Consider the following 11,629-nt stretch of genomic DNA (forward strand, 5'->3'; position numbering starts at 1 on the left):
TGAAGTTGCCCCAGAAAAAGCCTCGGATAGTGGGGTTTGATCCGTCATCCGTTCTGATTAGATACGGGCATTGAATCAAAATATACTGTCATTTCTTACAGGTATGGACGAGTCAGCCCAGCACGTGGCAGTGATAGGTAATCACCGTTGTTTGAACTGCTCTGGTGAATTGGCGGGCAACTGCGTATGACTATTCAGCGGCTGATGGGTAAGGTGAAGCGACTTTCCCTGTCAGGAGCATCGCATGCGCACCATCGGCCTTATCGGCGGCATGAGCTGGGAGTCCAGCGCCGAGTACTACCGCATCATCAACCAGCGCGTGCGCGACCAGCTCGGCCCGCTGCGCTCGGCCCAGGTGTTGATGTACAGCGTGGACTTCGGCCCGGTGGAACAGGCCCAGCACGCCGGGCGTTGGGATGACACCGCGCTGATCCTGGAAGACGCCGCGCGCCGTTTGCAGGCCGGCGGCGCCGAATGCGTGGTGTTGTGTACCAACACCATGCACTTGGTGGCGCCGCGTATCGAGGCGGCGGTGTCGATTCCCTTCCTGCATATCGCCGATGCGGCCGCTGCGGCGGCGGTGGCAGCCGGCACCCTGACCGTCGGCTTGCTCGGCACCGCGTTCACCATGGAGCAGGATTTTCTCACGTCACGCCTGGCCGCCCAGGGCCTCACCGTGCTGGTGCCGGACGCGGAGGAGCGCCGCGCCGTGCACCGGATCATCTATGAGGAGTTGTGCGTCGGCGTGATCAGCGATGCGTCACGCCAGGTCTACCTGCGGGTCATCGAGTCCCTGGCCGCACGGGGTGCCCAGGCGGTCATCCTCGGTTGCACGGAAATCAGCCTGTTGGTCAAGCCCGAACACAGCGACCTGCCGCTGCTGGACACCACCGAGCTGCATGCGCAGGCTGCGGTGGCGTTTGCGCTGGAGGGTTAAGCCGACTGGCGCAGGCGCGCCATGCTCAGGGTGTCGACAAACACCCCATCGCGCAGGGCGTAGTCACGCAAGCGCCCTTCGACCTCGAAGCCGAACTTGCGGTACAGGTGGTGCGCGGCTTCGTTGTCGGCGTACACCGTGAGTTCCACCCGGTGCAGGTTCATCCAGTTGTCGGCCACGTCCAGCGCGGCCGTCAACAGCCGCGAGCCTACGCCCTTGCCCTGCCAGGCCGTCGCCACGCCCATGCCGAACGAACCGACATGGGCCTGGCGCACGCGCAGGTACTGTTCCAGGCCCAGTTGGCCGATCACCTCGCCGCCGTGCACCGCCACCAGTTGCAGGCGCCGCTCGTTGTCGGTGACCAGGCGTTTGCGCCAGACATCCACCGACTGGAACGGCATCTGCAGCACCTGCCGGCACACGGCCGGTTCGTTATAGAGCGCCGCCACACCGTCAAGGTGGGCCTCGGTAAAGCGCTGGATCACGATATGGGGTTCAGGTGCGTGCATGGTGTTTCATCCTTTGAAAGACACGTGGCCGACCAGTGTAGAGGCCGTGCCTGCTCCCTGGCTAGGGCGCCGGCACGGTCGTCCATAACGACGGCCAGTCGCCGTAACCGACACCGGTGCAGCGCGGCATGCTATGAAACTCACTGAGCTGGAACGCCTTGCCGTCAAACACCCAGACACCACCGCCGCCACAGTCACCGATGCCGCGCTGCTTGTAGAAATAACTCAAGGTGCCGGTGGCTTCGTCATAGCCCACCGAGCCTTGCAGCGCGGCGCCGTCCAACGGCAAGGGCTCAAGCGCGAGCGGCGTTTGCGCATAGGGCGCCTGACGCTGGCGGCTGGTCACGTCGAACTCACAGTTGTAGGCCGCGCAGTCGTAACGCACCACCGTCATCGCCTGTTGCGCCGTCAGCGCCCCGGCCTTTGCCTCGGGCTCACCCTCCTCCGGCGTCACGGCCTGCACTGCAGCGGCCACCAGGCCGGCCTGTTCCTGCGCGGTCAACGCCGGCGGCGCAGGGAACTTGCGCAACACCGGTGTCGGCAAACGTGGCGGCACCTCACGGGCCGGCGCTTTTCCGGGGCGTGCCAGGGCCGTCACGTTATCCACCCGCCCCTGCACCGCATCCATCAACAGCAGCGAAGCGCTCAGGCCGCTCAGCGACACATGGGCCTGTTCGTCGCCCGGCAATTGCAGGCGCTGGCCATTGCGCAAACGCTGCAACCAGCGCCGCGCCGCAGCGTCCTCGATCACGCCGTAAGACTGCACCTCGGGATCGCCGCCCTGATCGTCCAGTTCCACATGCAGATCCTGGGTCAGCTCCAGGCCCAGCGGCTGACCGTCCAACAGCAAGGTCGACAGGTCCAGCGCTTCGCCGCGGTGGTCGAAGCGCAAGCGCAGATACCCTTCGGGACCGGCCTGATGCCAGATATGTAAGGTCAGGGAGCTGTAGTCTTCTTCATCGACGCCACTGGGCGCGCTGAGGGCGTGGCAATTGCGCAGGTTGTCGCACCCGGTGACCCAGTTCTTGATTTCCCGTAGCAGCGGTACGGTTTCAGCGGGCGGTTGAGCGAAGGCCTGGGTGGCGCTGCCGGTCAGCAGCAGGGCCAGGAGTACGGGGCGCAGCATGGGGACTCTCCGTGTCGAAAAATGACGCGGATTGTCCCATGTTCACTGTTTAAGACGGTAGTACTCAGGGCCTGGCTTGGCCACGAACACGGGCTGCGTACTTTTCGAGACGCTGTGCGTGACGTTCGGCCTGTTGCTTGAGTGCCTGGCAGTATTCGGGGAGGCAATGCTGGGCATCGGGTGAGTTGACTTCGTCTGCCAGGCGCCGGGCAGCAGCGGCAGTGATCGGAGTACCACGTGGTCGCAATCGGCCTCTGACAACGGCGGCCCTATCGTTTACCAGCGTCGGGTGATTGAGCTTAAGGACCTCGACGGTGGCAACAGCGTCAGGCGTCAGACCTTCTACGTAGCCATCACTGGAATATCGAAACTGGCGCTCGACATTGGCTGACAGCGGAGAAACGAAGGGCTTTCGGGCCACGTCGTAGTCAGCTTTTTCCACGGCACCATAACCACAAGCCATCTTGGTTTGGCTGGAGGGATAACACGCCACCAAATTGTCGTAGGCGATGCTGTCAGCCTCGTGATGCGTTTGTGCAAGGACATGCTCAATGTGGCAGCTGAATTGTGTGCCCTGTCCCTTTGTTTGGCATTCGGTCGCAGTGGGCAACCGCCGCAAGGTGTACGCGCATAAATGGAACTGCTCCTTCAAGAGCGCCTGGCGAACGGGCTCGCTCGGAAAGCTGCTTCCCTTGCCGTAGTAAAGGTTATGCGGCGTATTGCGGTTTTCTCTTTTCCATTCAATCAGCGCCCGTGGCTCGGCGCCTTTTTTGATAGACCTCACGCACCGCCCTCTTCTAGCGACCTCAGAGAGTCAATACTGGCTTGGGCTTCAAGGACATCAGGGATTTTGCCGACCTGTTCGCGCAGTTTCGCGAGTTTAGCCTGGGCGGATTCAAGATTGTCGTCGTCGAGGTCACGGTAGATTGTTCTGAGTTGCTGGCTGACGTTTTGGTTTTGGGCCAATTCCCCCATCAGTTCCTCTATGACCTCACCACTTCGAAGGCCCAGTGAGCGCTCCGGATGACCGATATACTTGCCTTCCTTGAGCAGCATCACCGCCCCAGCAGGAAGTTCACCCAATATTTGCGGGGAGTGGGTGGTAATGATGAATTGGCAGTTGGGAAATGTTCGTTCCAACTTTGCGACAACGGTGCGTTGCCAACCTGGATGAAGGTGAAGATCCAACTCGTCAATAAGGACGACACCTTTGCCCTCCAATGGGTCAGGCACTTCGCGATTTAACAATGTAAGTCTTCGAGCCAAATCGCCAACCATTGCCAACAAGCATTTCTCTCCATCCGAAAGCTGCAGGACGTTGAATTCGAGGTTACCTTTGAGAACGGTCATCCTAAGTGTTGGCTTGCGACGTACTCGAATGTCCTTGAATCCTGTGAATATTTCAATTGCTCGCCGAACTGCTGAAAGCTCATGGTCACGGAATCCTGGAAGGTCTCGACTAATTTCATTTTCGAGATCTTCCTGGTTGCGAAACCAGATGAAAAATCTTTTAAAGTCAGCGCCGCCATGACCAAGTGCGTCGTCGTAACCTTCATCGATTGTGTTCACCAAACGCTCACGAACACGTAACGGAACATCTAAAACAGCCCGATGAACGTCGTAATAAACTGCAAGAGGCAACTGAATAGGCTTGTCACCAATGAGCTCGTAGTGAAGGGCATTGATTTCAAAAGACGCAGCCGTCTCTTTCACCAAAGCCAAATCACTACTACGTTCCTTGGGGTGTTTTCCTGATTTTCGGTTAAGTGCTATTGCCCAATCGACATCGTGCTCATCTTGGAACCCGACGACAACCTTCAGTCGTGTGTATTCAGCGCCAGTCTTGATGTCATCTTTTGATATTGCTCTGGACTTCGAAGCCTGATTAACAATCCGCGCCGTCAAATTCGAAAGCGTAATCGCCAACGCATCCAGAATCGAAGACTTGCCCACCCCATTGACGCCCACCAAAGCGACAGTCTTCTTACCCTCGAAGTCGAGCTCCATGTGCTCGATGCCGCGAAAATTGACGAGAGTAAAACGCTTGATCTGCATGATCGGCTTCCAACGTGTCCGGCCAGGTCAGCCAGTCTTAAAAGAATGCACGGATCATAGTAATTATCGACAGCTGTGTCACGGCGCCGAGGGCTGCCTCTCTCAGCCCCGCGCAGCCACACGCCACACCCGCGCAATATCCGCCGCGCGCTCGCGTAGCAAACGCGGTGCCTCACTGCAGGCCTGCTCCAGGCTTATCGGGCCGCTCGGCAAGGCAAACGCCGCTGCCACGCCATGGTCGTACATCTGCTCGTAGCCGTCGCCCAGGGTGCCGGCGATGACAATCACCGGTACGCCGTGTTGCCGGGCGATGCGGGCCACGCCGAAGGGGGTTTTGCCGCGCAGGGTCTGGGCGTCGAAGCGGCCTTCGCCGGTGATGACCAGGTCGGCGCCGCGTACGGCTTCGTCAAGGCCCACCAGTTCGGCAACGACTTCCACGCCCGCGCGGAACTGCGCGCCGAGGAACGCCTTGGCGGCAAACCCCAGGCCGCCGGCGGCGCCGCTGCCGGGCTCGTCGCGCACGTCCTTGGGCAGGACCTTGGCGCAGTGATCGGCGAAGTGGCCGAGGGCGGCGTCCAGTTGTTGCACCTGCCCGGGGCTGGCGCCTTTTTGCGGGCCGAAAATCGCCGAGGCGCCGTGGGGGCCGCACAGTGGGTTGTTCACATCGGCGGCGATTTCAAAGCGTACCTGGGCCAGGCGCGGGTCGAGTTTTTCCAGGTTGATATGCGCCAGCCGTGACAAGGCCAGGCCTCCGGGCGGCAAGGCCTGTTCCGCAGCGTCGAACAGTTGCACGCCCAGGGCTTGCATCGCCCCCGCGCCGCCGTCGTTGGTGGCGCTGCCGCCAATCGCCAGAATGATGCGCCGGGCACCCAGGTCCAGGGCCGCGCGAATCAGCTCGCCGGTGCCGTAGGTGCTGCTGGTGCACGCATCGCGCTGGCCTGGCGCTACCAATTGCAGGCCGCTGGCTTCGGCCATTTCGATGATCGCGGTGTGGCTGTCGGCCAACCAGCCCCAACGTGCTTCAACCGTACCGCCCAGCGGGCCACGTACCGCCTGGCGGCGCAATTGGCCGTTACAGGCGGCGAGCACCGCGTCCACCGTGCCTTCACCACCGTCCGCCATCGGGCACTGGATCAGCTGTGCGTCCGGCCAGACTTGCGCCAACCCTGCGGCAATGGCCTGGGCGACGCCCTCGGCACTCAGGCTGTCCTTGAACGAGTCGGGGGCGATGATGATTTTCATGGGCTTTCTCCGGTTTTTATCACGCCCATGCTGCCAGTTGGCACCGCCGCTGACGCCGGTCCGATGCACAAGTACGGGGAAGGTTTGTTGTTCATTCCGACAAAGCCTGGGGCAATAGCTGCACGCCGAGGTACAGCGCCAACATGCCATCCAGGGTCAGCGGGTCGACGCCGCTGAGTTCGGCGATGCGCTCCATACGATAACGCAGGCTGTTGCGGTGAATGCCGAGGGCGTCGGCACAGGCCTGGCTTTGCCCGTCGTGTTCGCACCAACTGCGCAGCGTGGCCAGGAGTTGGCCGTTGCTGTCCTTGCCCAGCACCTTGCGCAAGGGGTTGAGCAGTTCGTCGAGGGCATCGTCGTTGCGATGACGCCAGAGCATCACGGGCAGGCGGTAGCGGTTGAGGGTCAACAGCCGCGAGTGCGGCAGTACATCGCGACCGTAAGCCAGCAAATCGCCGACGCGACGATAGCAACGGCGCAATCCGGCCAGGCCATCCGCCTGCCCGCCGACGGCCACCCGCAGGATGTTCCAGCCCAGGCCCTGGAGCTTTTCCAGCAACCGTGGATTGTCCACCTGCTGCGCCGCCGGTCGGCACCACAGCAGCGAGAACTGCGCCGAGCTCACGCACCAACTGTCCGGATAGCGCGAGGTCAGCCAGGTGTTCAAGGCCTCCGCCGATTGGCCCGCCCCCAGTTCGAACAGGTACGGCGTGCGTGCCAGCTGCGGCTTGAGGCCCAATTGCTGGGCTTCGTCGACCAGGCGTGGTGAGTCGCCGCTGTCGGCGAGGAGCAACGCCAACAGATCATCGCAACGCTGGCGTCGCCATTGCTGCTCGGCTTGCTGATGACGATGGCTGACGAGCATTTCGGCGGTCATGCGCACCAATTCGGCATAGGTGCGCAACAGCTCGGGCTCGCCGGTGATGCCCAGCACGCCGATCAAGCGCTGATCGTGCATCAGCGGCAGGTTGATGCCCGGCTGCACGCCCTTGAGGTGCTTGGCGGTCTGCCCGTCGATCTCGACCACGCGGCCGTTGGCCAGCACCAATTGTGCGCCTTCGTGGCGGGTGTTGATGCGCTCGGGTTCGCCGCTGCCGAGGATCAGGCCCTGGCTGTCCATGACGTTGACGTTATAGGGCAGGATCGCCATGGTGCGATTGACGATATCCTGCGCCAGGTCATGATCCAGCTCGAACATGCGGCCATCTCCTTGAAAGAAAGTCCTTGAAAGCGTGGTTGTTCATCGGCACAGCGCAAAGCATGCATCACTGTGCGCAAGCACAAAGACAGCACCCCGCCACGTGGCCGAGACTCGTTGGGCGATCAACGTTACCCTCGCATCGCAAAAAATCATAATAAAGAGAGATTCCCATGTCACAGAGCGCCGCTGTCACACTGGCCACCGATGACGATAAAAACGCCATCTACAAGCGCATTACCCTGCGCCTGATCCCCTTCATTTTCATCTGCTATCTGTTCAACTACCTCGACCGGGTCAACGTTGGCTTTGCCAAGTTGCAGATGCTCGATGCGCTGAAATTCAGCGAAACCGTATACGGCCTGGGTGCCGGGATCTTCTTTATCGGCTACGTGCTGTGCGGCGTGCCGAGCAACCTGGCGCTGACCAGGTTCGGTCCACGGCGCTGGATTGCCTTGATGATGATCGTCTGGGGCACGCTGTCCACCTGCCTGCTGTTCGTCACCACGCCGACGCATTTCTATACCTTGCGCCTGTTTACCGGTGCAGCTGAAGCCGGCTTCTTCCCCGGTGTGGTGCTGTACCTCTCGCAGTGGTTCCCAACGTTCCGCCGTGGGCGGATCATGGCGCTGTTCATGTCGGCGATCCCGGTGTCCGGTTTGCTTGGCAGCCCGTTTTCCGGCTGGATCCTCAACCACTTCGCCGCCGGCCAGGGCGGCCTGGCGGGCTGGCAGTGGATGTTCCTGCTGCAAGGCATCCCAACCGTGATCCTCGGCGCCCTCGCCTACTTCCTGCTCAGCGACAGCTTTGCCAATGCCAAGTGGCTCAAGCCCCACGAGCGCGCCGTGCTGGAAGCCGACCAGGCCACCGACCTGGCCAACAAGCCGAAAACCACCACCGATTCACTCGCCGCAGTGTTCAAGAACCCGGCGATCTGGGCGTTCGGCCTGATCTACTTCTGCATCCAGAGTGGCGTATACGCCATCAACTTCTGGCTGCCGTCGATCATCAAGAACCTCGGTTTCAGCGATAATCTGGTGATCGGCTGGCTCAGTGCGATTCCGTATCTGCTGGCAGCGGTGTTCATGTTGCTGGTGGGCCGCTCGGCGGACTTGCGCAAGGAGCGTCGCTGGCACTTGGTGGTGCCGATGCTGATGGGCGCCATCGGCCTGGTGATCGCGGTGAACTTCGCCACCACCCCGGCCATCGCTATCCTCGGCCTGACCATCGCCACCATGGGCGCCCTCACCGGCCTGCCGATGTTCTGGCCGGTGCCGACCGCCATGCTCAGCGCAGGCGCAGCCGCTGGCGGCCTGGCGCTGATCAACTCCATGGGCCAGATGGCCGGTTTCCTCAGCCCGTATATCGTCGGTTTTGTGAAGGATGCCACCGGGTCCACGGATGTGGCGTTGTACCTGCTGGCGGCGGTGATTGTGGCGGGCAGTGTGCTGGCGTTGCGGATGACGCGGACCTTGAAGGTATAACGCGGTCCATGTGGGAGGGGCGGTGCGACGATTCGACTTGCCCCCTCCCACATTTAGCCTGCGTTTACAGCAGGCCGCCGCCGTCGATATCAATGACAGCGCCGGTCATGTAGCCATTTTCCATGGCCAGCACATACCCCGCCGCCACTTCCTCGGCCTGCCCCACGCGCCCCACCGGCAGCGCGCCACCTGCCTTGGCAAACATCGCCAGGCGCTGGTCCTCGGCCAACCCCGCATACGCCGGGGTATCAATCACGCCGGGACTCACCACGTTGACCCGACGCGGCGCCAGCTCCTTGGCCAACTGCTTGCCCAGGGCTTCAGTGGCGGCGTTGATACCGACTTTGATGAACTGCCCCGGTGCCAATTTGCGCCCCAGTTGCCCGGAGGTCAGGCTGATGCTGCCGTGCTCATCGAGGAAAGGCAGCGCGTGCTGGATCGCCCGCAAGGCGCCCCAGAGTTTCACGTTGAAGTTGTCCTGGGCCTCGCCCAGGTCGGTTTCGGCCAAGGCCTTGGCGCGCACCGCGGGGCCGGAGGTGTACACCAGATGGTCAAACCGCCCGACGGTTTCGAACAACCGTTGCAGGGACGCGGCGTCGGTGACGTCCACTGATTCGCTGCGCAGGCCGTTATCGCGGCCCGACGATAGGCGCCGCCCCGCCAGCACCACCTGAGCACCGCGTGCGGCTGCGGCCTTGGCCACGGCTGCACCGATGCCGCTGCTGCCGCCGATGACGATGACCGTTTTGCCGTTGAGTGAGGAATTCATGGGGAAGTGTCCTGGGTCAGAAAGTGAGCGTTCATCTTCCCAGCTTGGCAATCAATGAAAAATCCCGGTAAAACGACAGGATCTTTAAGGGATTTTTACAAATGAGCTCAATCCTCGACCTCGAAGTGTTCGCACGCACCGCCGACACCGGCAGCCTGTCTGCCGCCGCACGCGGGCTCGGCCTGACCCCCGCAGCGGCCAGCATTGCCCTCAAGCGCCTGGAAACCCGCTTGGGTACCCGCCTGCTGGCACGCTCCACCCGCAGCATGCGCCTGACCGAAGAAGGCCGGCGCTACCTCGACAGCGTGCGCGAGGCCCTGGCCGCCTTGGCCGAAGGCGAGCAAGCGCTCAAGCAGCAGAGCCAGGGCCTGACCGGCTTGTTGCAGTTGGCCGCGCCCTCGGATTTCGGCCGTAATGTGGTGCTGGGCTGGCTGGATGAGTTCAAGCTGGAACACCCGCACATCCGCCTGCAACTACTGCTCAACGACAGCAATGCCGACCTGTTCCGCGACACCGTCGACATCGCCCTGCGCTTCGGCGTCCCACGGGACTCCAGCCTGGTGGCGCTGCCGGTGGTGCCCGATCACCAACGCCTGCCCTGCGCCAGCCCCGACTACCTGGCGCGCCACGGCACGCCGCGCACCCCGGCGGAGTTGGCGCAGCACAATACGCTGCGGTACATGCGCCAGGGCCGGGCCAACAGCACCTGGTACTTTCGCCAGGGCACTAGGTTGCAGGAAGTCGAAGTGACGGGCGACTACCTGAGCGATGACGGTGAAATTGTGCGGCGCTGGGCGCTGGCTGGCCACGGGATTGCCTACAAAGCCAATCTCGACATCGCCCGGGACCTCAAGGCCGGACGGCTGGTGCAACTGCTGCCGGACTGGCAGGGCGAACCCACCCCGTTCAACCTGATGTGCCCGCACCGCCTGCAAGTGTCGGAGCGGGTGAAAGTGCTGCACCGATTTCTGCAAGGGCGTTGCCAGGCCTTGCTGAGTGCATGAAGAAACGCCCGCAGGGCTTGTTCCAGAGCCTGCGACTCTGGTATTGCATAGGTCACGTCTCACAGCTGCAAGGAGCTTTGCATGATTTACCGCACATTGGGCCAGTCCGGTTTGAAGGTCAGCGCCTTGACCCTGGGCACCATGATGTTTGGCGAACAGACCCACACCGAGGACTCGCTGCGCATCATCGACAAGGCCTGGGACCAGGGCATCAATTTTATCGACACGGCGGATGTCTACACCGGCGGGCGCTCCGAGGAAATCGTCGGCGAGGCCATCGCTCGCCATCGTCAGGATTGGGTGGTGGCGTCGAAAGTCGCCATTGGCCCCACCGAGGGCCTGCCCAACCGCAGTGGCCTGAGCCGCAAGCGCATCTTCAACGCGCTGGAAGCCAGCCTCACCCGTCTCGATACCGACTACCTCGACATCTACTACCTGCACCGCGAAGATCACGACACCCCGCTGGAGGTGACGGTATCGGCCATCGGCGACCTGATTCGCCAGGGCAAGATCCGCTACTGGGGCCTGTCCAACTATCGCGGCTGGCGGATTGCCGAGGTGATCCGCGTCGCCGAACGCCTGGGCGTGGACAAACCGGTGATCAGCCAGCCGTTGTACAACATCGTCAACCGCCAGGCTGAAGTCGAACAGATCACCGCCGCTGCCGCGTACGGCCTGGGCGTCGTGCCTTACAGCCCACTGGCGCGCGGCGTGCTCAGCGGCAAGTACGCACCGGACGTGACACCCGAAGCCGGCAGCCGTGCGGCACGCCAGGACAAGCGCATCCTGGAAACCGAATGGCGCGTGGAGTCGTTGCGCATCGCCCAGCAGATCCAGCAATACACCCAGGGCCGTGGCGTGGGCATTGTCGAGTTTGCCATCGCCTGGGTGCTGAACAACGCGGCGGTTAGCTCGGCGATCGTGGGGCCGCGCACCGAGGCGCAGTGGGATGCCTACACCGGCGCGCTGGACGTGAAGATCACGGCTGAGGATGAAGCGTTCATTGATTCGTTGGTAACGCCGGGGCATTCCTCTACGCCGGGGTTCAACGATGTGGGCCATTTTGTCTCGGGCCGAGTGGCGCGCGCATAGCCTGTTTGACCAAGTAAGGGTTGCGGAGCGGCCTTACTGTGGTGAGCGGGCTTGCCCCGCGCTGGGCTGCGCAGCAGCCCTTTAAAGCCGTCGCGTTTTTCCAGGAAAACCTCGTCGCCAGTTATTGGGGCTGCTTCGCAGCCCAGCGCGGGGCAAGCCCGCTCACCACTACTACCACTACCACCACCACCACCACCACCACCACCACCACCA

11 protein-coding genes are annotated in these 11,629 nt (G+C 62.3%); 4 read left to right on the forward strand and 7 right to left on the reverse strand.

The features are described from left to right. The first annotated feature begins 244 nt into the window (after nucleotides 1-244). Nucleotides 245-937, forward strand: coding sequence for an aspartate/glutamate racemase family protein (locus tag V3W40_RS32550; protein WP_065927504.1), 693 nt, complete (start codon nucleotides 245-247; stop codon nucleotides 935-937). Here the strand turns inward: V3W40_RS32550 and V3W40_RS32555 are convergent. The 6 genes from V3W40_RS32555 to V3W40_RS32580 all read right to left on the reverse strand — a co-directional run bounded on the left by V3W40_RS32555 (nucleotide 934) and on the right by V3W40_RS32580 (nucleotide 7,067). Continuing rightward, complete coding sequence (locus V3W40_RS32555) at nucleotides 934-1,446, reverse strand: GNAT family N-acetyltransferase (protein ID WP_065927503.1); 513 nt, start codon at nucleotides 1,444-1,446, stop codon at nucleotides 934-936. The genes V3W40_RS32550 and V3W40_RS32555 overlap by 4 nt on opposite strands. Before the next feature lie 61 nt (nucleotides 1,447-1,507). Beyond that, on the reverse strand, nucleotides 1,508-2,572 hold the full coding sequence (locus V3W40_RS32560) for a DUF1176 domain-containing protein (RefSeq protein ID WP_330216386.1): 1,065 nt from the start codon (nucleotides 2,570-2,572) through the stop codon (nucleotides 1,508-1,510). Nucleotides 2,573-2,636: 64 nt separating this feature from the next. Continuing rightward, the gene (locus V3W40_RS32565; protein ID WP_065927501.1) at nucleotides 2,637-3,356 is read right to left on the reverse strand and encodes a hypothetical protein; all 720 of its coding nucleotides are present in this window, start codon (nucleotides 3,354-3,356) and stop codon (nucleotides 2,637-2,639) included. Beyond that, the gene (locus V3W40_RS32570) at nucleotides 3,353-4,627 is read right to left on the reverse strand and encodes an AAA family ATPase (RefSeq protein WP_330216387.1); all 1,275 of its coding nucleotides are present in this window, start codon (nucleotides 4,625-4,627) and stop codon (nucleotides 3,353-3,355) included. Before V3W40_RS32570 ends, V3W40_RS32565 begins: the two co-directional genes overlap by 4 nt. 102 nt (nucleotides 4,628-4,729) lie before the next feature. Then, on the reverse strand, nucleotides 4,730-5,869 hold the full coding sequence (locus V3W40_RS32575; protein ID WP_330216388.1) for a glycerate kinase: 1,140 nt from the start codon (nucleotides 5,867-5,869) through the stop codon (nucleotides 4,730-4,732). 91 nt (nucleotides 5,870-5,960) lie between these two features. Beyond that, entirely contained in the window at nucleotides 5,961-7,067 is a 1,107-nt protein-coding gene (locus V3W40_RS32580) for a sugar diacid recognition domain-containing protein (RefSeq protein ID WP_092484407.1), read from the reverse strand. A 173-nt stretch (nucleotides 7,068-7,240) separates the two neighbouring features. On the opposite strand from V3W40_RS32580, the gene V3W40_RS32585 reads away from it, so the two are divergent. Next, nucleotides 7,241-8,551 (forward strand): MFS transporter, encoded by a 1,311-nt coding sequence (locus V3W40_RS32585; RefSeq protein ID WP_330216389.1) that lies wholly within the window; start codon nucleotides 7,241-7,243, stop codon nucleotides 8,549-8,551. A 64-nt stretch (nucleotides 8,552-8,615) separates the two neighbouring features. Here V3W40_RS32585 and V3W40_RS32590 read toward each other — a convergent pair whose 3' ends face one another. Continuing rightward, complete coding sequence (locus tag V3W40_RS32590; protein WP_330216390.1) at nucleotides 8,616-9,320, reverse strand: SDR family oxidoreductase; 705 nt, start codon at nucleotides 9,318-9,320, stop codon at nucleotides 8,616-8,618. A gap of 101 nt (nucleotides 9,321-9,421) precedes the next feature. Here V3W40_RS32590 and V3W40_RS32595 point away from each other — a divergent pair, with 101 nt between their 5' ends. Beyond that, on the forward strand, nucleotides 9,422-10,324 hold the full coding sequence (locus V3W40_RS32595) for a LysR family transcriptional regulator (protein ID WP_065927495.1): 903 nt from the start codon (nucleotides 9,422-9,424) through the stop codon (nucleotides 10,322-10,324). Nucleotides 10,325-10,405: 81 nt separating this feature from the next. Beyond that, nucleotides 10,406-11,416, forward strand: a complete 1,011-nt coding sequence (locus V3W40_RS32600; protein ID WP_065927494.1) for an aldo/keto reductase — start codon at nucleotides 10,406-10,408, stop codon at nucleotides 11,414-11,416. The last annotated feature ends 213 nt before the right edge of the window (nucleotides 11,417-11,629 follow it).

The organism is Pseudomonas sp. AM8 (assembly GCF_036346475.1).
Taxonomy (GTDB): Bacteria; Pseudomonadota; Gammaproteobacteria; order Pseudomonadales; family Pseudomonadaceae; genus Aquipseudomonas; species Aquipseudomonas marginalis.

Excerpts from the sequence above, each read along its gene's own strand:
- V3W40_RS32570 (WP_330216387.1), bottom strand. The coding sequence starts at position 4,627 with ATGCAGATCAAGCGTTTTACTCTCGTCAATTTTCGCGGCATCGAGCAC.
- V3W40_RS32590 (WP_330216390.1), bottom strand. The coding sequence starts at position 9,320 with ATGAATTCCTCACTCAACGGCAAAACGGTCATCGTCATCGGCGGCAGC.
- V3W40_RS32560 (WP_330216386.1), bottom strand. The coding sequence starts at position 2,572 with ATGCTGCGCCCCGTACTCCTGGCCCTGCTGCTGACCGGCAGCGCCACC.
- V3W40_RS32600 (WP_065927494.1), top strand. The coding sequence starts at position 10,406 with ATGATTTACCGCACATTGGGCCAGTCCGGTTTGAAGGTCAGCGCCTTG.
- V3W40_RS32595 (WP_065927495.1), top strand. The coding sequence starts at position 9,422 with ATGAGCTCAATCCTCGACCTCGAAGTGTTCGCACGCACCGCCGACACC.
- V3W40_RS32585 (WP_330216389.1), top strand. The coding sequence starts at position 7,241 with ATGTCACAGAGCGCCGCTGTCACACTGGCCACCGATGACGATAAAAAC.
- V3W40_RS32550 (WP_065927504.1), top strand. The coding sequence starts at position 245 with ATGCGCACCATCGGCCTTATCGGCGGCATGAGCTGGGAGTCCAGCGCC.
- V3W40_RS32575 (WP_330216388.1), bottom strand. The coding sequence starts at position 5,869 with ATGAAAATCATCATCGCCCCCGACTCGTTCAAGGACAGCCTGAGTGCC.
- V3W40_RS32580 (WP_092484407.1), bottom strand. The coding sequence starts at position 7,067 with ATGTTCGAGCTGGATCATGACCTGGCGCAGGATATCGTCAATCGCACC.
- V3W40_RS32555 (WP_065927503.1), bottom strand. The coding sequence starts at position 1,446 with ATGCACGCACCTGAACCCCATATCGTGATCCAGCGCTTTACCGAGGCC.